Here is a 22,513-nt window from a genome sequence, read left to right as displayed (position 1 = left end):
CGTGAGCAACACCGACCTCCCCCTCGCCTCGACCGGAGGCTGCGGCGACGGCTGCGCCTGCGGCGCGGACAACGGCGAGGGCCCCGACGAGTACGCCGAGTACGCCGACGAGTGCGGCCTGGACCCCGCGCTCGCCCGGCTCCTGGCCGACGCCGGACTCGACCCCCTGGAGGTCGAGGACGTCGCCCACCTCGCCATCCAGGAGGACCTGGACCACGGCGTGGACGTCACCACGGTGGCGACCATCCCCGAGGACGCCGTCGCCACCGGCGACTTCGTCGCCCGCCAGGCCGGCGTGGTGGCCGGCCTGCGGGTCGCCGAGGCGGTGATCTCGGTGGTGTGCAGCGACGAGTTCGAGGTCGAGCGGCACGTCGACGACGGCGACCGCGTCGAGCCCGGCCAGAAGCTGCTGTCGGTCACCACCCGCACCCGCGACCTGCTCACCGCCGAGCGCAGCGCCCTGAACCTGCTGTGCCGCCTGTCCGGCATCGCCACCGCCACGCGCGCCTGGGCGGACGTTCTGGAGGGCACCGGGGCCAGGGTCCGCGACACCCGCAAGACCACCCCGGGCCTGCGCGCGCTGGAGAAGTTCGCGGTGCGCTGCGGCGGCGGCCTCAACCACCGCATGTCGCTGTCCGACGCGGCCCTGGTCAAGGACAACCACGTGGTCGCCGCCGGCGGCGTCGCCCAGGCGTTCAAGGCCGTGCGCGAAGCCTTCCCCGAGGTGCCGATCGAGGTCGAGGTGGACACCCTGCAGCAGCTGCGCGAGGTGGTCGACGCCGGCGCCGACCTGATCCTGCTGGACAACTTCACGCCCGCCGAGTGCGCCGAGGCCGTCGCGATGGCCGGCGGCCGCGCCAAGCTGGAGGCGTCCGGCCGGCTGACCCTGGACAACGCGCGCGCGTACGCCGAGACCGGCGTCGACTACCTGGCCGTGGGTGCCCTCACCCACTCCTCGCCGATCCTCGACATCGGCCTGGACCTGCGCGCGGCCGAGCCCGCCGGGCAGGCGGAGTAGGGAAGCGGGGACCGGCCATGCTGCTGACGATCGACGTAGGCAACACCCACACCGTCCTCGGCCTCTTCGACGGCGAGGACATCGTCGAGCACTGGCGCATCTCCACCGACGCGCGCCGCACCGCCGACGAACTCGCCGTTCTGATGCAGGGCCTGATGGGCATGCACCCGCTGCTCGGCGACGAGCTCGGCGACGGCATCGACGGCATCGCCATCTGCGCCACCGTCCCCTCCGTCCTGCACGAGCTGCGCGAGGTCACCCGCCGCTACTACGGCGACGTGCCCGCCGTCCTGGTGGAGCCCGGCGTCAAGACCGGCGTCCCGATCCTCTTCGACAACCCCAAGGAGGTCGGCGCCGACCGCATCATCAACGCCGTCGCCGCCAACGAGCTCTACGGCGGTCCCGCGATCGTCGTGGACTTCGGTACGGCGACGACGTTCGACGCGGTCAGCGCGCGCGGCGAGTACGTCGGCGGGGTCATCGCCCCCGGCATCGAGATCTCCGTCGAGGCCCTGGGCGTCAAGGCCGCCCAGCTCCGCAAGATCGAGGTCGCCCGGCCGCGCAGCGTCATCGGCAAGAACACGGTCGAGGCCATGCAGGCCGGCATCGTCTACGGCTTCGCCGGCCAGGTCGACGGCGTCGTCACCCGCATGGCCCGGGAGCTGGCGGACGACCCCGACGACGTGACCGTGATCGCCACGGGCGGGCTCGCGCCGATGGTGCTGGGCGAGTCGTCGGTGATCGACGAGCACGAGCCGTGGCTGACGCTGATCGGGCTGCGGCTGGTGTACGAGCGGAACGTGTCGCGGCTTTAGGAGCGGAAGGGCGGAGCGGGGGAGTACGGAGGGGCTGCGGGGCTGCGCGGGTCCGGCACCAGGCACCGCGGGACGGTGCCGGAGCCCTCGCGCTTCGCGCCGCGCGTCTCGCGCTTCGCGCCGCGCGTCTCGCGCCGCGCGCGGTCCGGAGCGGGAGCCCTCGCGGCCGGGTGCCCCCGACCGGCCGGGACACGGGCGGGGGCGCGGGCGGCGGGCGTCCTGCTGCCCCACCCGGGTGGCTCCCGCGCCACGCGCGCCCATTTCGATCTCGTTTGTCCGGTTGGCGCGTACCGTCGGCTCATGCCCACGCCATACGGATCCCGCGGCGGCATGGCGTTCGCGCCGGAGGAGCTGCGTGTGCTCCGCCGTGCTCTCGCCCTCGCCCTCCACCCCGCCCCCGCCTCGGCGCAGGACGTCCGGGCCTGTCTGCGCCTGGCCGAGTCCCTCGACGAGGCGATGCGCGAGGGCGCCCGGCTGCGCGCCTTCCTCGTGGCCGACGTCGCCCGGTACCGTGCCGCCCTGCCCGGCACCGTCGTCGGCTATCTCACGGTCCTGGAGGAGGCGCTGGGCGCCGGCTACCGCGCGCGTCCCGACGACCTCGCCGCGCTGCGCGCCCTGCGCGGCAACGGCCGGGCGGCCGCCCTGCTCGACCGCTGCCAGGCCCTCGCCGAGCGGGACGTCCGCGCCCGCCTGGCCCGTACGGCGCCGCGCCCGGCCCCCGAGGCGGCCCCGGCGATTCCGGCGGCCCCGGCGGCCTCGGCACTTCCGGCGGCCGGAGCCGCCACGGTCCCCGCCTCCCGCACGCGCCTCCTCGCCCTGCGCGGCGGCCTGTCGGACGCCGCGCAGGGCCCCGCCGCACCGGCGGGCGCGTCCGCGTCCGGGTGCGCCGCCCCTGCCGGTCCCCGCGCGGACGAGTCCGGCCAGGACAAGGACAGGAACAAGGACGACAGGGACAGGAACAAGGACGACAGGGACAGGGACAAGGGCAAGGACAGGGACAAGGACCCGGTGGGCAAGCCCGAGGAGCAGCCCGGCCGGCGCCCGGCTCCGGCCAAGCCCGACCAGGCCCCCGCCGCACCCAGGCCGGCCCGCCGCCCCGTCCCCACCCCCGGCGAGGTCTTCCCGCGCCGCAAGCCCGCCGCGCCGCCCGCCGACCCGCCCCAGCGGCTGGCGGCGGTCTGAGGCACGACCCGGCGGGGGGCCGCCCGGCTCCCCGCCGTCCCCGTGGCTACCCTGGAGACATGGACTACGTCTCCGCGCTCGTGCCCCCGGTCGTGATGGCCGCGTTCTTCATCGGGCTGATCCGTGTGATCGTGAAGACCCAGGGCGGGGCCAACAAGGCCAAGGAGGACGCCGCCGTCGACGCCGCGCTCGCGCGCGCGGAGGGCGCCCACCGGGCCGGCGCCCCGCACACCGACGCCTGAGACGCCTGAGCCGTCGCACATCGCCCCTTTTGCCCCATTTGTCACATTGAGCGGCTTTCGGCACGCTCTTGGGGGGATCTCCCACTATTGTTCTGAGGTGTGCCTCGCCCCTTGGGAGAACTCGAAGACGCGGTCATGACGCGGGTGTGGAAGTGGAACCGCCCGGTGACCGTTCGGGAAGTCCTGGAAGATCTGCAGCAGGAACGGTCCATCGCGTACACCACGGTGATGACCGTTCTCGACAATCTCCATCAGAAGGGCTGGGTGCGCCGCGAGGAGGAAGGACGCGCCTATCGCTACGAGGCCGTCTCCACGCGTGCCGCCTATGCCGCCGCGCTGATGAACGACGCGTGGGCGCAGAGCGACAACCCCGCCGCCGCTCTCGTCGCCTTCTTCGGGATGATGAGCGACGAGCAGCGCCGGGCACTGCGGGACGCCATCCGCATCGTTCAAGGTCCGGAAACGGGCGGAGCCGAGGACGAGAAGCCGCAGAGCGGGAACAGGAGCGGGAACACGCGGAACCCGGAGAGCGACGGAGAGAACGCCCAGAGCGATGGCAACCCCGGCTCGGCTCCGGAGCGCGCCGGGCGATAACGTCCGGACATGCCAGCTGAGCGCCCCGAAGTCACCGCAAAAGCCATCACCGTCCGGCGCGCCCGGACCGGCGATGTCCCGGCCGTGCGCCGGCTCGTCGACATGTACGTGCGCAAGGGCATCCTGCTCGACAAAGCGACGGTGACCCTTTACGAGGACATCCAGGAGTTCTGGGTCGCAGAACGGGACGACAACGCCGAGGTGGTCGGCTGCGGCGCCCTGCACGTGATGTGGGAAGACCTGGCCGAAGTCCGCACGCTGGCCGTCCTGCCCGGCCTCAAGGGCGCCGGGGTGGGCCATCAGTTGCTGGAGAAGTTGCTGCAGACCGCACGCTGGCTCGGCGTGCGCCGCGTATTCTGCCTCACCTTCGAAGTGGAGTTCTTCGGGAAGCACGGCTTCGTCGAGATCGGCGAGACGCCCGTCGACAGCGATGTCTACGCGGAGCTCCTCCGTTCCTATGACGAGGGCGTCGCGGAGTTCCTGGGCCTCGAACGAGTGAAACCGAACACCTTGGGCAACAGCCGGATGCTTCTGCATCTGTGATCTTCGACCGCTCAGTGCGGTTCCCTATGTCCGAAACGCACATATTTCCGGGCGGGTGTGCCCCCGGAGTCTCTCCCAGGGGTTTGTGTTTTTCCGGCAAAAGCGGTTTGCTTTCCGATGTACTGCAGTACTGCATATAACAGGGGCCGGTGAAACGGCGGACGCCGGCGACCCCCGGCCCTCACGTTATCGATGAAAGGAAATCCGGTGGCACAGAAGGTTCAGGTCCTTCTTGTCGACGACCTCGACGGTGGCGAGGCGGACGAGACCGTGACGTTCGCACTGGACGGCAAGACGTACGAGATCGATCTCACCACCGAGAATGCGGACAAGCTGCGCAGCCTTCTCGAGCCGTATGTGAAGCACGGTCGTCGTACCGGAGGCCGCACCTCGGGCGGGCGCGGAAAGGCCCGCGCCGCCTCCGGCGGCGGCCAGGACACCGCGGCGATCCGCGCCTGGGCGAAGGCGAACGGCTACGAGGTCAACGACCGCGGGCGCGTGCCCGCCTCCATCCGCGAGGCCTACGAGAAGGCCAACGCCTGAGCGCGGGCGCGTCGCAGCCGGAGACGGTGGCACCACGTCGCCATCGTGTCCACGACACGTACGAGATCGGGGGCGCCGTCGGCGCGTCCCACCGCCGACAGCGTCGGCAGCGAGGCCCCGACCTCGCACCCCGGCTGCGGGGGCCGCATCCACACGGCGGCCCCCGGCCCACCAGCGCGGCTCAGGGGAAGCGGCCGCGCGTGTTCCCGCTGCCCGGGAAGACGGAGGGCCCCGTTCCACACGGAGAGCGCCGTGAACCCGGGCACACCCGGCACCGCCCCGGGCGGCTCCGCGCACGCCCCGGGCGACTCCCTCACCCGCCCGGGCCGCCGGCCCTGCGGCCCGGGCGCCTCGCACGGCCCCGGGACGGACGCGTCGCAGGGCTCCGGCCCGGGCGCCTCGCACCACCCCGGCTCCCGCTCCCCGTCCCGCCGCGGCCACGGCGCCTCGGCCCGCTGCGGCCACGGCGCCTCGATGGTCGTTCCCTCGCCCAGCGCCACCAGGTCCCGGGCCAGGGCGCCCCACTCCAGCCACTCCAGCACGCCGGGAAGCTCCTCGGCGCTCCCCGGGGCGACCAGGAGCCGCACCCGGTCCCCGTGCAGGGCCACCGGGGAGTCGGGGCGCAGGTGGCGCAGGGCGGCGCGGCCGGCCTCGGCGGGGGCGTCCAGGACGTCGAAGCGGAGACCGACGGCGAGGCGGACGGGCGTGCCGGGCACCGTGACCCAGCCCAGGCCGTTCTCGTACCAGTCCCGCAGCCGCGCGTGCGGCCCGCCGCCCGGGTCCTGCGGGCGGCGGGGGAGGGGGACCGTGGGCGCCGTGCCGACCATGACCGGTGCAACCGGCGCGGAGCCGTGCGGGTTACGCGGAGTGCGTGGGTGTGCGCTCTCCATCACGAAATCGGGGATGCGCGGGGGCGGGGGAGGGCGCAAGGTTGTTCGCCCGTAGCGGAGGGAACCGGTGCGCGCCGCATGGACTGTCAGTCCGTACGGGTAAGACATCCCTAGTGGGAGGGGGCGACGCGCGGGTCGGAGAGGATTCCGTTCGCCATGGGCGTACTGGCGACTGGGGTATCTGCCTGGCCTGCGGGAACATCGTCTCGCACCATCGGGTTGGAGCAAGTGTCGGCGTTCGGGGTCAGGAGGCAGCCACTCTGTCTCCGCGGCAGCGGAGGTGATCCGGACGGTGTCGGCAGTTGGAATGAGCGGTCCCCGCTTGCGGGACTAAGCTGCGGAAGGACAGGGAGGGGACAGCCCCCTTACTGCCTGACCGCTCTGAGGAGCGATTAACGATGTTCGAGAGGTTCACCGACCGCGCGCGGCGGGTTGTCGTCCTGGCTCAGGAAGAAGCCCGGATGCTCAACCACAACTACATCGGCACCGAGCACATCCTCCTGGGTCTGATCCACGAGGGTGAGGGTGTCGCCGCTAAGGCCCTGGAGAGCCTCGGGATTTCGCTCGAGGCGGTCCGCCAGCAGGTGGAGGAGATCATCGGGCAGGGCCAGCAGGCCCCGTCCGGGCACATCCCCTTCACCCCCCGTGCCAAGAAGGTCCTGGAGCTGTCGCTCCGCGAGGCCCTTCAGCTGGGCCACAACTACATCGGCACGGAGCACATCCTGCTCGGCCTGATCCGCGAAGGCGAGGGCGTCGCCGCCCAGGTCCTGGTCAAGCTGGGCGCAGACCTCAACCGGGTGCGGCAGCAGGTCATCCAGCTGCTCTCCGGTTACCAGGGCAAGGAGACCGCCGCGGCCGGCGGGCCTGCCGAGGGCACGCCCTCCACGTCCCTGGTGCTCGACCAGTTCGGCCGGAACCTCACCCAGGCCGCCCGCGAATCCAAGCTCGACCCGGTCATCGGGCGCGAGAAGGAGATCGAGCGGGTCATGCAGGTCCTGTCCCGGCGGACCAAGAACAACCCGGTCCTCATCGGCGAGCCCGGCGTCGGCAAGACGGCGGTCGTCGAGGGCCTGGCGCAGGCCATCGTCAAGGGCGAGGTGCCCGAGACCCTCAAGGACAAGCACCTGTACACGCTGGACCTCGGCGCGCTGGTCGCCGGCTCCCGTTACCGCGGTGACTTCGAGGAGCGCCTGAAGAAGGTCCTGAAGGAGATCCGCACCCGCGGCGACATCATCCTGTTCATCGACGAGCTGCACACGCTGGTCGGTGCGGGTGCCGCCGAGGGCGCCATCGACGCGGCGAGCATCCTCAAGCCGATGCTGGCCCGCGGCGAGCTCCAGACGATCGGCGCGACCACCCTGGACGAGTACCGCAAGCACCTGGAGAAGGACGCGGCCCTGGAGCGCCGCTTCCAGCCCATCCAGGTCGCCGAGCCGTCCCTGCCGCACACCATCGAGATCCTCAAGGGCCTGCGCGACCGCTACGAGGCCCACCACCGCGTCTCCATCACCGACGAGGCGCTGGTGCAGGCCGCCACGCTGGCCGACCGGTACATCTCCGACCGCTTCCTGCCGGACAAGGCGATCGACCTCATCGACGAGGCCGGTTCCCGTATGCGGATCCGCCGGATGACCGCTCCGCCGGACCTGCGCGAGTTCGACGAGAAGATCGCGGCCGTGCGCCGCGACAAGGAGTCCGCGATCGACTCCCAGGACTTCGAGAAGGCGGCCGCCCTCCGCGACAAGGAGAAGCAGCTGCTGGCGGCGAAGGCCAAGCGGGAGAAGGAGTGGAAGGCCGGCGACATGGACGTCGTCGCCGAGGTCGACGGCGACCTGATCGCCGAGGTGCTGGCCACCGCCACGGGCATCCCGGTCTTCAAGCTCACCGAGGAGGAGTCCTCCCGCCTGCTGCGCATGGAGGAGGAGCTCCACAAGCGGGTCATCGGCCAGGACGACGCCGTCAAGGCGCTGTCGAAGGCGATCCGCCGTACGCGTGCCGGTCTGAAGGACCCGAAGCGTCCGGGTGGCTCGTTCATCTTCGCCGGCCCGTCCGGTGTCGGTAAGACCGAGCTGTCCAAGGCGCTGGCGGAGTTCCTCTTCGGCGACGAGGACGCGCTGATCTCCCTCGACATGTCGGAGTTCAGCGAGAAGCACACGGTCTCGCGGCTGTTCGGTTCGCCCCCCGGCTACGTGGGCTACGAGGAGGGCGGCCAGCTGACCGAGAAGGTCCGCCGCAAGCCGTTCTCCGTGGTCCTCTTCGACGAGGTCGAGAAGGCCCACCCGGACATCTTCAACTCGCTGCTGCAGATCCTGGAGGACGGTCGCCTGACCGACTCCCAGGGCCGGGTCGTGGACTTCAAGAACACGGTCATCATCATGACGACCAACCTCGGCACCCGGGACATCTCCAAGGGCTTCAACCTGGGCTTCGCGGCCTCGGGTGACACGAAGACCAACTACGAGCGCATGAAGAACAAGGTGTCGGACGAGCTCAAGCAGCACTTCCGGCCCGAGTTCCTCAACCGCGTCGACGACGTGGTGGTCTTCCCGCAGCTGACGCAGGAGGACATCCTGCGGATCGTCGACCTGATGATCAGCAAGGTGGACGAGCGCCTGAAGGACCGGGACATGGGCATCGAGCTCTCCCAGTCCGCCAAGGAGCTGCTCGCGCAGAAGGGCTACGACCCCGTGCTCGGTGCGCGGCCGCTGCGCCGCACCATCCAGCGCGAGATCGAGGACTCCCTCTCCGAGAAGATCCTCTTCGGCGAGCTGCGCCCCGGCCACATCGTGGTCGTGGACACCGAGGGCGAGGGCGAGGCCAAGACCTTCACCTTCCGCGGTGAGGAGAAGGCCGCCCTGCCGGACGTCCCGCCGATCGAGCAGGCGGCCGGTGGCGGGCCCAACCTGAGCAAGGACGCGTGACCTCACCGGGGGTGACCCTCCGGGGGTGACGCCGCGCGGCACCGGGAAAGGGGCCGCTCCGGGACTTCGGTTCCGGGGCGGCCCCTTTTCCCTTTCCAGGAGGCTCGTTTCAGGAGACTCGGGGGGGCGGCCCGGCCGTTCAGGAAAGCTGCCCGTCGTAGTCGGGCAGTTTGAACGTCTTCTCCGCATGCCCGCCGGTCAGGTCGGAGGTGTTGTTGCCGATGTTGGCGATGATCGTGTAGCCCTTCGCCTCGATGGCGGCGCGCTGGGCGGTCTTGTAGGCGGCGACGTCCTTGAACAGGTCGGCGAAGCCGCGCACGTACAGCCCGGAGACCCGGTAGCCGACATGCTTCAGGTTGTACTCGGTGGGGGCGGAGAGGATGCCCGGGCGCGCGGTGACGAAGAACAGGGAGACGCCGTGGTCCTGGGCGTACTCGGCGACGTCGAGGACGGGCTTGTTGGCGGACTGCGGGTAGCTGAAGCCGAAGTCGGTCTCCAGGGTGGTGTTGTCGATGTCGAAGACGACGGCCTGCTTCTCGCCGGGCCTGGCGGCGGCGATCCGCTCCTTCAGGTAGGGCAGGGCCTGGTCCATCACGGCCTGGCAGTCCCTCTGCCAGGTGGCGTAGTCGACGGCGGCGGCCGTCGCGGTGGCGGTGGTGGTGGCCGGCGCGGTGGCGGTAGTGGCGGTGGTGGCCGACGCGGCCGTCGTCGCGGCCTGGGCGGCGGTGGGGGCGGCCAGCGTGGCCAGCGCGGCCACAAAGACGGCGGTCAGGGTGACGCGGCGCGTCCGGCGGGGTCGTCGGGGCATGGGCGGGGTCCTCTCACGTCCGTACGTACACCTCTGTGAGTGTCATGGGCATGATCGGTGGTGAGGGTGGCGCGACGGGAACCGTAGGGTTACCGGACGGTAGGTGTACAGAGACGTGCGTCACACCACCCGGTGGAGGCGCACGACGGCGGGCGGGACGGGGAGGTGGGCCAGGAGGTGGTCCGGCAGCTCGGCGACCTCCGGGGCGGGGACCACCGTGAGCGTGCCGAGGCGGGGGAAGAGGGACCCGAGCCGCGAGAGGTCCTCCTCGCCGGTCAGCCTGTTCAGGCGCAGACTCGTGACGTTCGGCAGCGGCGGTCCGGCCCAGCCCCCGGTCGCCGCCCAGTCGATCCGCAGATCCGTCAGCCCGGGGAGCCGGGCGACCTCCTCGTAGTCCTCGGGGCCGAGCCGCCGGATCAGCGAGGCGAGGCTCAACTGCCGCAGCGAGACGAGCCGGTGCAGACCGCGCAGGCCGGTGCGCACCAGGGCGTGCTTGGTGAGGCGCAGGTAGCGCAGGGCCACGTCCCGGGGCAGGGCGGCGTCGAGTGACTCCGCGTCCAGCAGCACGCCGACGTCGAGTGCGCGCAGGGTGGCCGAGCCGGACAGGGCGTGCAGGGCCCCCGGCCGCTCGAGACCGGGCAGGCGCTGCAGGGACAGCCAGCCCAGCGGCAGGCCGGCGAGGGGCGCGAGGTCGTCGACGTGCGGGCAGTTGTTGAGGTCGAGGTAGTCGAGGCGCAGGTGGGTCAGGCAGGTCACCTCGGTCAGCGCGTGGTTGTCCCGCACGTGCAGCCGGGTCGTCACCTCGGGGTCGATCCCCTCGCGGAGCGCGGCCGGCGGGATGTCCCCGACGAGTTGGAGCGCGGGCCGGCCGCCCAGCTCGCGCAGGACACGCAGGTGCTCGGCCGAGTGGACGCTGAAGAACAGCTCGTCCGGGCGCAGGTGGGCGACGACCTCCCGGCCGTAGCGCCGGGCCGGGAACCGGTGCCAGGTCCAGGTCAGTTGGGCGCGCACCTCCAGCGACGGGTGGGAGCGGAAGCGGGCGAGCACCGGCAGGGCCGCGTCGGTGCCGACGAGGGACGCGGTGACGACGACGGCGCGGGCCTGGTCGTCGTCGAGCCCCTCGGGCCCGGGGAGCAGCTCCAGCACGAGCGGGCCGGCGGAGGCCAGGGCGCGGGCCTCCTCGGTCGTCCGGGGCGGGACGAGGGCGGCGGCGTCCTGCTCGACGGCGGCCCGCACGGCCGGGTCGAGCTGCGTGGCGTGCTCCAGACAGGCCAGGGCCAGCAGCCTCACCCGGGTGGCCGCGGGGCCCTCCAGACGGCGGGCCGACTCGGTCAACTCGGTGAGCAGGGCGGCGCGTTCGCGCGGCCGGGCGTGGGCGACGGCCATCCGGAGCACGTCCGCCCACTGCTCGTCCGCGGCGTTGCGCACCAGCAGGCCGAAGTCGCCGTCCTCCACCGCCGCCTTGGCGCCCAGGTAGTCCTGGAAGGTGCGGTGGACGAACTCCACAGTCCCGGGGGCGGGTTCGCGCAGCAGGCCGCTGCGGACCAGCAGGTGGCCGAGGACCGCCCGGGCATCGCCCTGGGCGGCGGCCGCGGGCAGGGACGGCAGGACGTCGGCGACGATGCGCTCGGCGCGTTCGCGGTCCATCTCCGACTGGTTGTTGCGGATCAGCCAGTACGCGAGCCGCTGCAGCAGCTGGATCTGCGGCAGTTCGCCGAGGCGGACGCCGGCGCCGGGATCCTCCCCCGGGCCCTGACGCGGGAACATGTCCCGTTCCTCGTCGCGCCGCACCAGCAGCATCGACAGGGCGGCGTCGTACAACTCCTGCCTGCCGTCCGGGAGGTAGCCGTGCCGGTCCCGGTGCAGGGCGCAGATCAGCGCGCACATCAGCGGATTGGTGGCCAGGCGGCCGAGGTCCGGGCGGATGCGCAGGGCCTGGAGGAGACCGCGCTCGTAGGCGTCGAGGCGTTCCGCGTCGGCCTCGGCGGCGTCGGCGCGGGCGGCGGCGTGCCAGCGGGCGACGAACGCCGCCACCTCGTCCCGGCTCATGGGCAACAGCGCCAGCTCCGTGAAGCCGTCCGCGGTCAGCCAGTCCTCCCGTACGGCGGAGGGGCGGGAGGTGACCAGCCACCGGTTGCCGGGGTAGACGTCGAGCAGGTCGCGCAGCCAGCGCCGGGTGCGCTCCCGGTCCCGCTCGGGGATCTCGTCGACGCCGTCCACCAGCAGCAGGCCCCGCCCGGCGCCGAGCACCCGGTCCGCCCAGCCCTCCGGCTGGACGGCGTGGAACGGGACGCGTACGGCGGCCAGGAAGGCGTCGGGCGCGGGCAGGCCGTCGGGGCGGCGGGCCAGCGTGCGCAGCGGGAGGACGAACGGGACGCGGTCGCCGCGCTCGCCGCGGGCCGCGGTCACCGCGAGCCACTGCACCAGGGTGGTCTTGCCGGAGCCGGCCACCCCGCGCAGCAGCACCCGGTCGTGTTCGGCCAGGGCCTGTTCGGCGGGGACCGGCGAGGCGGTGGAGGCGACGGCGAACCCGTCGGGCCCGGTGGCGTGGTCGTCGTCGGGGCCCAGGGCCTGCAGGCTCAGGTAGGCGGTGTCCAGGGGCCAGCGGTCGGGGGAGTTGTGCAGGTCGATGCCGTAGATGGTCAACCGGCCGTGCCGGGTGCGGACGTACGACAGGTAACGCTGCTCGAACTCGGTGTCGCGGCCGCCCGCCGGCGGGATGCGGGCGATCAACGCGTCGACCTTGGCCACGAGTTCGCGCTGCCGCCGGGACTGCTCGACCAGGGTGCGGGCCACGAAGGTGGAGCGCTGGGTGAAGAAGTGCAGGATGTGCAGGCAGGCCGTGGCGAGCAGTTGCTCATAAAACAGGCCCGCGTCGCGGGACAGGTGCCGCTCCGGGTGGCCGGCGGCCGCGCGGAGCCGGGCGGCGAGGGCCTCGTGGCCCAGCTCCACCGCCTGCACGTCGGTCATGGTGAGGTCGCCCAGGGCGTGCAGGGTGTCGGCGAGGGCGTGCACGACGGACGGCTCCTCGTCGGCGCAGACCGGGCGCTCGCCGGACTTCAGGGCCTGGCGGACCAGTTCGGCGGCGAGCCTGTCCAGATCCGGCCGCTCCAGGGTGCGTTTCTCGCCCCGGAAGGAGACGAAGCCCGAGATCCGCACGGGTCGGTCGACGAGACCGGCGCCGGGGCCCTCGGAGACGAAGAGCTTCCTGACGAGCGGGGTGACGGTGCTGGACGCCAGCTTGACGCCTAGGGTCGCCGGTTCCATGTCGTCGGGGGCTCCTCGGTCCTGACGGCGGGTCGGTACGGCACCGCGCACGGGCGCGTTGATCAGCGTAGCCCCGGTCACATGTCCGGGTCCTCCCGTCGCGGGCACCGGTGATATGCCACACAGGCGAAATGTCCGTTACTAGGCGGAATAGTGGGCCGGGTGGCGCGGGAACGGCGCGGGAACGGCGCGGTCGGCGGGGAATCGAGCGGGTGATTCGGCGACCTTCGTCGCGATCAACTAATTTCCGTCGTAGATGGTCGTTTTTGGGGTTTCTGTACCTCCGGGGTACCAAAGGATGGCCCACCCGGCGGACGCCCCGCGTGTCCCGGGTGGGGTTTCTTCGTCCCCGTCCCCGAGGTTTCGCATGTTCCAGCGCGTCACGCTCCGCAGCTTCCGTACCGCCCGCCCGTTCCGTACGTTCCCGATCCGCACCCGTGCGGCCGTGATGGCCGCGGGGCTGGGGGCGTCGGTGGCGCTGGGGGCCGGGGTCGCGGTCGCCGTCGGCGTCACCGCGGTGCCCGGGACGGAGAGCACCGCCGGCGCCGTGCGGGCGCAGGCCGTGGCGCAGGCCAAGGCGGCCCAGGCCGCCCAGGCGGCGAAGGCGGCGAAAGCGGCCCAGGCCACGAAGGCCGCCCGGCAGGCCGAGGTCGCGGCCGCCGCCAAGAAGGCCGCAGCCGCCAGGAAGGCCGCCGCTGTGAAGAAGGCCGCCGCCAAGGCCAGGAAGGCCGCCGCCGCCAGGAGGGCCGCCTCCTGGATCGACCCGGTGAAGACGTACCGGCTCTCCGCGCGCTTCAACCAGGCCGGCAGCCACTGGCACGCCCGGCACAGCGGGCAGGACTTCGCCGTCCCGATCGGCACGGACGTGGTGGCCGCGCACGGTGGGACCGTCGTCAAGGCGGGGCCGAACGGGGCCGGCGACGGGCCCGCGTACGGCAACGCCGTCGTGATCCGGCATGCCGACGGGACGTACTCGCAGTACGCCCACCTGTCCCGGATCGACGTGCGGATCGGCCAGGTGGTGACCACCGGTCAGCACATCGCCCGGTCCGGCGACACCGGCAACTCCACCGGCCCGCACCTGCACTTCGAGATCCGCAGGACGCCCGACTACGGCTCGGCGGTCGACCCGGTCGCCTTCCTGCGCGCCAGGGGCGTGACCGTCTGACGCGACCGGGTCAGGCGGGGCGCGTACCCGCGTGCGCCTGCCGGACCAGGTCGGTGGCGACCTCGAGGACGGCCCTGCGCTTCTCCTCGGGGTCGGCCTTGACGTCCTGCAGGACGAACATCCCGGCGTGCAGCGTGAACATGGCGCTGATGCAGCGGACCTGGTCGACCAGGTCGGCGTCGGGATCGACGATGATGTCCCGCATCTCGATCATGCGGTTCTTGAACAGCTCGCCGATGCGCAGCTCCCGTACGGTCGCCTGGTTCTCCTGCATGAAGCGGAACAGCGGGGCCGCGTCGCGCAGCGCCTCGCTGTAGCGGCGGATGATCTCCTGCTTCGTCTCCAGGCTGTGGGGCTGGCCCTTGCCCCACTCGATCAGCTCCTGGATCGGCTTCGTCAGGTCCTCGAAGAGGCTGACGATGATCTCTTCCTTCGTCTTGAAGTGGTAGTAGAGAGCGGCCTTGGTGACGCCGAGGTGCTCGGCGATCTCGCGCAGCGAGGTCTTCTCGTAGCCCTGCTCGGCGAAGAGGTCGAGCGCCACGTCCTGGATGCGCTGGCGCGTGTCGCCGCGGCGCTGCTGCCGCCTGGTGCCGTCCGTCGTGCCGCCCATCCCGATGCTCCTCGCGCTCCCCGGAAACTTACTTGACGCCCGGCTAGTTCCGGGTCTACCTTCCTTGAGTGTAGTCAACTAGCCGGGCGGCAAGTAAGTAGTCGAACCAGGGGGAACTGGAAACGATGGCGGACACGGCACAACAAGCGGCGATAGCGACGGACTCCGGCGGGAAACCCCGCAGCGTGCGGGTCGTCCTGCTCGCACTGATGATCGCGATGATGCTCGCGATGCTGGACAACATGATCGTGGGTACGGCGATGCCGACGATCGTCGGTGACCTGGGCGGACTGGAGCACCTGTCCTGGGTGGTCACCGCCTACACCCTCGCCACCGCGGCCTCGACCCCGATCTGGGGCAAGCTCGGCGACATGTACGGGCGCAAGGGCGCGTTCATGTCGTCCATCGTGCTGTTCCTGATCGGCTCGGCGCTCAGCGGCATGTCCCAGAACATGGGCGAACTGATCGGCTTCCGCGCGATCCAGGGCCTGGGCGCGGGCGGTCTGATGGTCGGCGTCATGGCGATCATCGGTGATCTGGTGCCGCCGCGGGAGCGCGGCAAGTACCAGGGCATGATGGCCGCGGTGATGGCGCTGGCGATGATCGGCGGGCCGCTGGTCGGCGGCACCATCACCGACAACTGGGGCTGGCGCTGGGCCTTCTACATCAACCTGCCGCTCGGCGCCGTCGCACTGCTGCTGATCAGCGCGGTGCTGCACCTGCCGAAGAAGCGGGCCGAGGCGGGCATCGACTACCTCGGCGTGGTGCTGCTGACCGTCGGCATCACCTCGATCGTGCTGATGACCAGCTGGGGCGGCACCGAGTACGCCTGGACGTCCGCGCGGATCATGGAGCTCATCGGGATCGGCGTGGCCGCGCTGGTCGGGTTCGTGTTCTGGCAGACCCGGGCCGCCGAACCGGTCGTGCCGCTGCACATCTTCCGCAGCCGCAACTTCTCGCTGATGTCGCTCATCGGCTTCATCACCGGATTCGTGATGTTCGGCGCCGTTCTCTTCCTGCCGCTGTACCAGCAGGCGGTGCAGGGCGCGTCCGCGACCAACTCCGGGCTGCTGCTCCTGCCGATGCTGGGCGCGATGCTGGTGACGTCGATGATCGCCGGCCGGATCACCACCGGCACCGGGCGCTACAAGGCGTTCCCGATCGCGGGCGGCGCCCTCATGATCGTCGGAATGTTCCTGCTGTCGACCATGGACACCGGCACCTCGCGGCTGACCTCCGGCCTGTACATGGCCGTCCTCGGCCTCGGCATGGGCTGCCTGATGCAGATCACCATGCTGGTGGCGCAGAACAGCGTGGAGATGAAGGACATGGGCGTCGCGTCCTCCTCCACCACCCTCTTCCGCACGCTCGGCTCGTCCTTCGGCGTGTCGATCATGGGCGCGCTGTTCAACCACCGCGTCCAGGACGTCATGGCCGAGCGGGCCGGCGCGCTGGGCTCGAAGATCACCGAGAAGTCGGCGCAGCTCGACGCCGCCAGCCTCGCCAAGCTGCCGGCCGCGGCCCGGGAGGCCTACCAGCACGCCGTGTCCTCCGGAACCCACGCGGCCTTCCTGCTGGGCTCCGTGATCGCGGTGGTCGTGCTGGTGGCGGCCCTGTTCGTGAAGGAGGTGCCGCTGCGCGGCGCCGGCCCCAAGGCGGGCAAGGACGCACCGGACGCCCAGGCGGACTCCGCCGCCGAGCCGAGGACGCCCGTGGTCGACGCGGTCTGACCCTCCGCGCGACGAGCGAAAGCCCCCGGTCGGTGTCCGCCCCGGGGGTTTTCCGCCGTGTACGGGGCCGTCCGCCGCGCGCGGGCCGTCCGTGCACGGGCCCCGTTCGTGCACGGCCCGCCCGCCGCGCGGCCGCCGCCCGCGCGGCGGGCCGTTGTCAGTGGTGGGTGCCACCATCGGCGCATGGACAGGTTGCGGCAGCTTCGGCTGGCCAAGGACGTCATGGACCGGGAATGGTCCGACCCGGAGCTCGACCTGGCGGTGGTGGCGGCCCACGCCGGGTACTCGCGCTACCACTTCCTGCGCGCCTTCAAGGAGGCGTACGGCGAGACGCCCGGCCAGTACCTGACGCACCGCCGCATCGAGCGGGCGCAGGACCTGCTGCGCACCGCCGACCTGACGGTGACGGAGATCTGCCACCTGGTCGGTTTCAGCAGCCTGGGCACGTTCTGCACCCGCTTCAAGGAGTGGACCGGGCTGACCCCCACCGAGTACCGCAAAAAGCACGTGGGCCGCGGCGCCGCGCTGATACCGGGCTGCTACGCGATGCTGTGGGCCGGCGGCTTCCGCACCGCTCCGGGCCGGCCGGACCAGGGCGCGCAACGGCGCAATTCCCGAGAAGCGGGGTGACGGCCCGGCTGCCTACGGTGGCGGGGCAGGGCGGGACCGGCACCGTGAAGACCGGCACCGTGAACAGCCGTCACCGCACCCGCCCGTCACCGCATCCGCCCATCACCGCACTCGGAGGAGCACGCCATGATCAAGGGACTCGCCATCTCCACCGTCTGGGTCCTCGACCAGGACCGCGCCAAGGAGTTCTACACCGAGAAGCTGGGCCTGGAGGTCCGCACCGACCTGACCATGGGCGAGGGCGGCATGCGCTGGCTGACCGTGGGCGCCCCGGGCCAGCCCGACGTCGAGCTGACGCTGATGGTGCCCGGCCCGCCCGCGATGGACCCCGAGTCCGCCGAGATGGTCCGCACGCTCGTCGCCAAGGGCGTCCTCGGCGCGGGCGCGCTGACCACGGACGACATCCACGGCGACTACGAGAAGCTGAAGGGCCGCGGCGTGGAGTTCCTGCAGGAGCCCCAGGAGCGGCCCTACGGCACGGAGGCCGTGCTGCGCGACGACTCCGGCAACTGGTTCTCCTTCGTCCAGCCCCGCGAGGGCGGCCTGGACCTGTCGAAGGAGTGGGCCTGCTGACAGCGGCGCGGCCCCGGCGTCCCGCCGTCGGGAACCGGCGCCGTCACCGGCCCGGAGCTGTCACCGGCCCGGAGCTGTCACCGGCCCGGCGCCGGCAGCACGGGGTAGCTGCCGGTGTTGGTCGGGGCGTGTTCGGGCAGCCAGAGGACGGCGACCGCGCCCTCGGCCGGGACGTGGGGCGGGGCGCCGGCGGGGCGGACGTTGCGGAAGGTGAGGCGGGCGCCCAGGACGCGGGCCTGGCCGGCGGCGATGGTCAGGCCCAGGCCGTGGCCCTGTCCGGAGCGGTCCCGGCTGCCGGTGCGGAAGCGGCTCGGGCCCTCGGCGAGCAGGTCCTCGGGGAAGCCGGGGCCGTGGTCGCGCACGCGGATCACCCGGCCCTCGACGGTGACCTCGATCGGCGGCCTGCCGTGCCGGACGGCGTTGGCGAGCAGGTTGAACAGCACGCGTTCCAGGCGGCGCGGGTCGGTCGTCACCATCGACTCGTGCACCACCCGCACCTCGACGTCCGGGTCCTTCGCGGCCACCCGCCGGGCGACGAACTCGCCCAGCATGATGTCCTGCAGCTCGGCCCGCTCCGAGGCGCCGTCGAGGCGGGCGACCTCCAGGACGTCCTCCACCAGCGTGCGCATCGCCTTCGCCCGGTCCAGGACCAGCTCGGTGGGCCGGCCCGGCGGCAGCAGTTCGGCGGCGGTCAGCAGCCCGGTCACCGGGGTGCGCAGCTCGTGCGCGATGTCCGCGGTGACCCGGCGCTCGGCCTCCAGCCGCTGCCGCAGCGCGTCCGCCATCGCGTCCACGGCCCGCGCGAGGTCGTCGGTCTCGTCCCGGAACATCCCGCCCAGGGCGTCCCGCACGCGCACCTCCGACTCGCCGCCGGCGACCTGGTGGGCGGCTTCCGCGGCCCGGCGCAGCCGTGACGACAGCCGCCCGCCGATGAGCACCCCGAGGGCGCTGCCGCCGACCACGGCCGCGACGGAGCCGATGACCAGGGCCTGGTCGAGGTCCTTCAGGATGCCGGTGCTGCGGTCGGTCAGCCGGGTGTGCAGGGACAGCACCTTGCCGTCCTTGTCGGGCACGGCCGCCCAGATGTCCGGCACACCGTGGCCGTCGTCGCCGACGTACGTCGCCCAGCGGCCGTCCTCGACCTTCCGGCGCAGCGGCGCCGGCAGGCGCGGGTCGTTGACGCGGACGTCGGGGAAGTTGGGCCGGCGGTACAGGTCGTAGTTGCGCCGGGCGATCTGCAGCCGTTCGACGGCCAGGTCACGCGCGTTGTCCAGCATCGACACCCGGGCGGCGTTGTGCACCACCAGGCTCAGCGCGACCGCCACCAGCGCGCCGACCAGGGCGATGGCCGCGCTGAGCTTCCACCGCAGGCCGGTGCGGACGCCGTCGCGCGCCAGCCGCCGCGGCACCAGCCGCCGTACGATCCCCCGCATGCCGTCGCCCAATCCCCGCCCCGCTCAGGCCTTCAGCTTGTAGCCGAAGCCGCGGACCGTCTCGATGCGGTCCTGGCCGATCTTCTGCCGCAGCCGCTGCACATGGACGTCGACCACGCGCGTGTCCCCGCCCCAGCCGTAGTCCCACACCCGTTCCAGGAGCTTGTCGCGGGAGAGGACGGTGCCCGGCGCGGAGGAGAACTCGAGCAGCAGCCGCATCTCCGTCGGCGTCAGCGCCACCGGCCGCCCGGCCCGGCGCACCTCCATGCCCTCGGTGTCGACCTCCAGGTCGCCGAAGGTCAGCACCCCGCCGGTCCCGGGGCCGCCCGCGTCCGCCCGCGCCGCGCCGGCCTGCACGAAGCGGCGCAGCACCGCCCGGATCCGGGCGACCAGCACGGCACCGTCGAACGGTTTGGTGACGTAGTCGTCGGCGCCCGCCTCCAGACCGAGCACGACGTCGATGGCGTCCGCGCGCGCCGACAGCATGATCACCGGCACGACGGACTCCTCGCGGATGCTGCGGCACAGGCTCACGCCGTCCAGGCCGGGCACCATGACGTCCAGCAGCGCGATGTCGGGGCGGTCGGCCCGGAACGCCTCCAGGCCCGACAGCCCGTCGGGCACGGCGGTGACCACGAAGCCGTTCCGCTCCAGGGCGAGTTGCGTGGCCTCGCGGATGACGTCGTCGTCCTCGACGAACAGGACGTGGGTCTGGTCTGCCATCCCGGTGCTGCTCTCTGCTCTCTGTCTCGCGGTCTCGTGGTCTCGTGTCGTGCCCGTGCGGTGGGCCGGAGTCCGGTGCCGTGTGCCGGACGGGCGGGCCGGGCAGGCGGGGTGTGAGGGCGCGCGGTCCGCGCCCCTCCCCGGTGTCCGGTCAGTGCCCGGGCGCCGGGGAGGGGTCGCCCCCGACGACGGTGCTGTAGTCGGTGTGGTGGTAGTCCTCCTGCACGAACCGCCCCGAGACCCACCGGTACGTGATCACGTTCTCGCCCGACGGGTCCGAGACCGGGTCGCCCTTCTCGTACACCTGCTTGGTCACCATCAGATCCCCCCGGTCGATCTCGGCGTAGACCGGGGACTCCTCGCTCTTGAAGACATTCTGGTAGGCGCCGTTCTCGCGGCGGTACACGTACGACCCGACGCCCACCGCGTCGCCGCAGGTGAGGACGTTGACGACGACGTCCTCGGCGGGCCCGCCGGTGAGGTCGCCGTAGGAGACGTCGACGGGGTACTCGTCGCCGGAGCACGGCTTGAGGGCGCGCTTCACGGCGGCCGACACCTGCGGGTCCCGCCTGACCAGTTGGACCGCGTTCACCCGCCGGAAGGTCTCGGACGGAGCGGGCGAGAAGGCCGCCCCGGTGCCCCCGGCCGCCTCGGCGTGGGCCGGTCCCTCGTCCCGGGCGCCGGTGCCGCCGGTGGCGCACGCGGAGACCGAGAGGGCGAGGGCGGCGAGGACGGCCAGGACAGCCGCCGCCGTGATTCCCGCCCGGACGGTGTCTCGGGCCCGGGGGTGGGGCCCCGCGGACGTCAGGCCGCGCAACGCTCCCGCTCCTCACGCTCCAGCGCGCGTGCGTCCAGATCGCGCGCCTCCAGCTCCTCGCGGAGCCGGGCGAGCGCCCGGTGCAGCGTGCTCTTGACCGTTCCGGCCGACATGCCGAGGGCCGCGGCCGTCTCCTCGGTGGACATCTGCTCCCAGTGTCGCAGCACCACGACACTGCGCTGCTTGGGGGCGAGCACCTTCAGCACGTCCATCAGCAGGGCCCGGTCGGCGTGCCGTTCAGCGGCGTCCTCCACGCAGGCGTCCGGGAGCTGCTCGGTGGGCACCTCCTCCAGCTTGCGGGCGCGCCACCACTCGGTCCGGGTGTTGATCATGACCCGGCGCAGGTAGGCGTCGGCGAGCTGCTTGTCGGCGATGTTCTCCCAGCGCCCGTAGGTGCGGGCCAGCGCGGTCTGGAGGAGGTCCTGGGCGTCGACCGGGTCCGGCACCAGCCGGCGCGCGCTGCGCAGCAGCGCGTCCTGCCGGGTGCGGACGTACTCCTCGAACTCGAGCACCTCGCCCTGATCCATGGTCAACCCCTCCGATTCCCCGTTCCGGCGGGCTCTTCCTGCCGCCGGCCTCCCGGTGCCGCACTCGTCCGCAGCGGCCGGGATCCATCTGATCGGAGAAGAAACTACGGAGGGCGTGTCACGGCGCTGTCCGAGCCGGCCCGCGACTGTCACTCGGCTGTGCGTCGGTTGTGTAACAGCCGTCGGATCTGGGTAAGGAGGCGCCCGGAATTGGGCGGTTGTGAGGTGGTTCGTTCGGTGGCGTACGGCCCGGTGGCGGCCGTACGCCCGTGACATGACGGCGGATCAGCGCGACAGGGCGGCAAGGCAACGCGGCAGGGCGGCGGGTCAGGCCGGTCAGGTCAGCGGCAGCCGGTACAGCCCGCCCGGCAGCGGCTCCACCAGACCGTCGGCGACCAGACCGTCCAGGGCGCGCGCCCGCTGCACCGGGTCGTGCCACACCCGGTCCAGGACCGCCTGCGCGACCGGCGCGTGCGCCTCCCGCAGCACCGCCAGCAGCTTGCCGCGCACCTGCCGGTCGGTCCCGGCGTAGGTCTGGCCGCGCCGCGGCGGGCCGGCGTGCTCCGGCTTGCCCGCCAGCCGCCAGGCGCACTGCGCGGCGATCGGGCAGCGGTGGCACGCCTCGTTCTTCGCCGTGCACACCAGCGCGCCCAACTCCATCGAGGCGGCGGCCCAGCGGGCGGCGGTCCGCTCGTCCTCGGGCAGCAGGGCGCGCGCCAGGCGGCGCTCGGCGGCCGTGGTGGCGTTCGGCGGGTACTGCACGCCGGTCACCGCCCGCGCCAGCACGCGCCGCACGTTGGTGTCCAGCACCGCGTGCCGCTGCCCGTACGCGAACGACGCCACCGCCGCCGCGGTGTACTCGCCGATGCCGGGCAGCGCCAGCAGCTGCGCGTGGTCGGTCGGCACGTCACCGCCGTGCCGTTCCGCTATGGCCACCGCGGCGCCGTGCAGCCGCAGCGCGCGGCGCGGATAGCCGAGCCGGCCCCACGCGCGCACCGCCTCGCCGGGCGACTCCCGGGCGAGGTCGGCGGGGCGCGGCCAGCGGGCCATCCACTGTTCGTAGACGGGCAGCACACGGTTCACCGGCGTCTGCTGGAGCATGAACTCGCTGACCATCACACCCCACGGGCCGGCCTCCGGGCGCCGCCAGGGCAGGTCGCGGGCGTGCTCGTCGAACCAGGTGATGACCGGGGTGTGCAGGGCGTGGCCGGGGTTCTGACCGAGGGGGGCGCCGTCGTTCCCCGAGGGGGCGGCGTCGGTGGTGGGAGCAGTCATGGCGCTTCGATCCTGCCACGCCAAAGGGGCGAAGTGCGCGAGGTGACGGACGGCCACGCGGGTGTGGTGCGCCGCTGACCCGCCGTACGGCGCCATCGGGGTGGCCGCGCGGAGCCGGGCGGTTCCTGCTCCGCGGAGCCGGGCGGTTCCGCCCCGCGGCGCCGCCGGTCCTGCCGTGCGGAGGTGAACGGCCGTGCTCCGAAC

At 72.5% G+C, this 22,513-nt stretch carries 21 protein-coding genes; 12 read left to right on the top strand and 9 right to left on the bottom strand.

Annotation, left to right across the window (positions count from 1 at the left end; genetic code table 11):
- Position 1: 1 nt before the first annotated feature.
- From nadC to IE225_RS11820, 7 genes are all read left to right on the top strand, one after another.
- On the top strand, positions 2-1,018 hold the full coding sequence (nadC, locus tag IE225_RS11850; RefSeq protein WP_190057404.1) for a carboxylating nicotinate-nucleotide diphosphorylase: 1,017 nt from the start codon (positions 2-4) through the stop codon (positions 1,016-1,018).
- Positions 1,019-1,035: 17 nt separating this feature from the next.
- Positions 1,036-1,833, top strand: a complete 798-nt coding sequence (locus IE225_RS11845; protein ID WP_190057403.1) for a type III pantothenate kinase — start codon at positions 1,036-1,038, stop codon at positions 1,831-1,833.
- 330 nt (positions 1,834-2,163) lie between these two features.
- The gene (locus IE225_RS11840; RefSeq protein ID WP_190057533.1) at positions 2,164-3,015 is read left to right on the top strand and encodes a hypothetical protein; all 852 of its coding nucleotides are present in this window, start codon (positions 2,164-2,166) and stop codon (positions 3,013-3,015) included.
- Between the two features lie 59 nt (positions 3,016-3,074).
- Positions 3,075-3,257, top strand: coding sequence for a hypothetical protein (locus IE225_RS11835; RefSeq protein WP_190057402.1), 183 nt, complete (start codon positions 3,075-3,077; stop codon positions 3,255-3,257).
- Between the two features lie 111 nt (positions 3,258-3,368).
- Positions 3,369-3,851, top strand: a complete 483-nt coding sequence (locus IE225_RS11830; protein ID WP_190057401.1) for a BlaI/MecI/CopY family transcriptional regulator — start codon at positions 3,369-3,371, stop codon at positions 3,849-3,851.
- Positions 3,852-3,860: 9 nt separating this feature from the next.
- Positions 3,861-4,394 (top strand): amino-acid N-acetyltransferase, encoded by a 534-nt coding sequence (locus tag IE225_RS11825; RefSeq protein ID WP_190057400.1) that lies wholly within the window; start codon positions 3,861-3,863, stop codon positions 4,392-4,394.
- Between the two features lie 207 nt (positions 4,395-4,601).
- Positions 4,602-4,937: a histone-like nucleoid-structuring protein Lsr2 gene (locus IE225_RS11820; protein WP_190057399.1), complete on the top strand. Its 336-nt coding sequence runs from the start codon at positions 4,602-4,604 to the stop codon at positions 4,935-4,937.
- On the opposite strand, the gene IE225_RS11815 is transcribed toward IE225_RS11820, so the two are convergent.
- Positions 4,916-5,764: an SCO3374 family protein gene (locus IE225_RS11815; RefSeq protein ID WP_190057398.1), complete on the bottom strand. Its 849-nt coding sequence runs from the start codon at positions 5,762-5,764 to the stop codon at positions 4,916-4,918. The genes IE225_RS11820 and IE225_RS11815 overlap by 22 nt on opposite strands.
- A 461-nt stretch (positions 5,765-6,225) precedes the next feature.
- On the opposite strand from IE225_RS11815, the gene IE225_RS11810 reads away from it, so the two are divergent.
- Positions 6,226-8,748: an ATP-dependent Clp protease ATP-binding subunit gene (locus IE225_RS11810; protein WP_190057397.1), complete on the top strand. Its 2,523-nt coding sequence runs from the start codon at positions 6,226-6,228 to the stop codon at positions 8,746-8,748.
- 139 nt (positions 8,749-8,887) lie between these two features.
- Here IE225_RS11810 and IE225_RS11805 read toward each other — a convergent pair whose 3' ends face one another.
- Complete coding sequence (locus IE225_RS11805) at positions 8,888-9,556, bottom strand: HAD family acid phosphatase (protein ID WP_190057396.1); 669 nt, start codon at positions 9,554-9,556, stop codon at positions 8,888-8,890.
- Positions 9,557-9,676: 120 nt separating this feature from the next.
- On the bottom strand, positions 9,677-12,823 hold the full coding sequence (locus IE225_RS11800; protein ID WP_190057395.1) for an NACHT domain-containing protein: 3,147 nt from the start codon (positions 12,821-12,823) through the stop codon (positions 9,677-9,679).
- 367 nt (positions 12,824-13,190) lie between these two features.
- On the opposite strand from IE225_RS11800, the gene IE225_RS11795 reads away from it, so the two are divergent.
- Positions 13,191-13,991: a M23 family metallopeptidase gene (locus tag IE225_RS11795; RefSeq protein WP_190057394.1), complete on the top strand. Its 801-nt coding sequence runs from the start codon at positions 13,191-13,193 to the stop codon at positions 13,989-13,991.
- Positions 13,992-14,001: 10 nt separating this feature from the next.
- Here IE225_RS11795 and IE225_RS11790 read toward each other — a convergent pair whose 3' ends face one another.
- The gene (locus tag IE225_RS11790) at positions 14,002-14,601 is read right to left on the bottom strand and encodes a TetR/AcrR family transcriptional regulator (RefSeq protein ID WP_190057393.1); all 600 of its coding nucleotides are present in this window, start codon (positions 14,599-14,601) and stop codon (positions 14,002-14,004) included.
- A gap of 125 nt (positions 14,602-14,726) precedes the next feature.
- Here IE225_RS11790 and IE225_RS11785 point away from each other — a divergent pair, with 125 nt between their 5' ends.
- The 3 genes from IE225_RS11785 to IE225_RS11775 all read left to right on the top strand — a co-directional run bounded on the left by IE225_RS11785 (position 14,727) and on the right by IE225_RS11775 (position 17,534).
- Positions 14,727-16,331 carry an MDR family MFS transporter gene (locus IE225_RS11785; RefSeq protein WP_190057392.1) on the top strand — a complete coding sequence of 535 codons (1,605 nt, stop codon included), beginning with the start codon at positions 14,727-14,729 and terminating at the stop codon, positions 16,329-16,331.
- A 183-nt stretch (positions 16,332-16,514) separates the two neighbouring features.
- Positions 16,515-16,961 carry a helix-turn-helix transcriptional regulator gene (locus IE225_RS11780; RefSeq protein WP_190057391.1) on the top strand — a complete coding sequence of 149 codons (447 nt, stop codon included), beginning with the start codon at positions 16,515-16,517 and terminating at the stop codon, positions 16,959-16,961.
- A 126-nt stretch (positions 16,962-17,087) separates the two neighbouring features.
- On the top strand, positions 17,088-17,534 hold the full coding sequence (locus IE225_RS11775) for a VOC family protein (RefSeq protein ID WP_190057390.1): 447 nt from the start codon (positions 17,088-17,090) through the stop codon (positions 17,532-17,534).
- 77 nt (positions 17,535-17,611) lie between these two features.
- On the opposite strand, the gene cseC is transcribed toward IE225_RS11775, so the two are convergent.
- The 5 genes from cseC to IE225_RS11750 form a co-directional block, all read right to left on the bottom strand.
- Entirely contained in the window at positions 17,612-18,967 is a 1,356-nt protein-coding gene (gene cseC / locus IE225_RS11770; RefSeq protein WP_190057389.1) for a two-component system sensor histidine kinase CseC, read from the bottom strand.
- Positions 18,968-18,991: 24 nt separating this feature from the next.
- Positions 18,992-19,690 carry a two-component system response regulator CseB gene (cseB, locus tag IE225_RS11765; protein WP_190057388.1) on the bottom strand — a complete coding sequence of 233 codons (699 nt, stop codon included), beginning with the start codon at positions 19,688-19,690 and terminating at the stop codon, positions 18,992-18,994.
- Positions 19,691-19,841: 151 nt separating this feature from the next.
- Positions 19,842-20,507, bottom strand: coding sequence for a hypothetical protein (locus tag IE225_RS11760; protein ID WP_190057387.1), 666 nt, complete (start codon positions 20,505-20,507; stop codon positions 19,842-19,844).
- Positions 20,495-21,034, bottom strand: a complete 540-nt coding sequence (locus IE225_RS11755) for a SigE family RNA polymerase sigma factor (protein WP_190057386.1) — start codon at positions 21,032-21,034, stop codon at positions 20,495-20,497. The genes IE225_RS11760 and IE225_RS11755 overlap by 13 nt, the downstream gene beginning before the upstream one ends.
- Positions 21,035-21,370: 336 nt before the next feature.
- Positions 21,371-22,309, bottom strand: coding sequence for an iron-sulfur binding domain-containing protein (locus tag IE225_RS11750; RefSeq protein WP_229879453.1), 939 nt, complete (start codon positions 22,307-22,309; stop codon positions 21,371-21,373).
- Positions 22,310-22,513: the final 204 nt, after the last annotated feature.

It is taken from the genome of Streptomyces echinoruber (assembly GCF_014651135.1).
Taxonomy (GTDB): Bacteria; Actinomycetota; Actinomycetes; order Streptomycetales; family Streptomycetaceae; genus Streptomyces; species Streptomyces echinoruber.
This window is presented reverse-complemented; position numbering and strand designations above follow the sequence as displayed.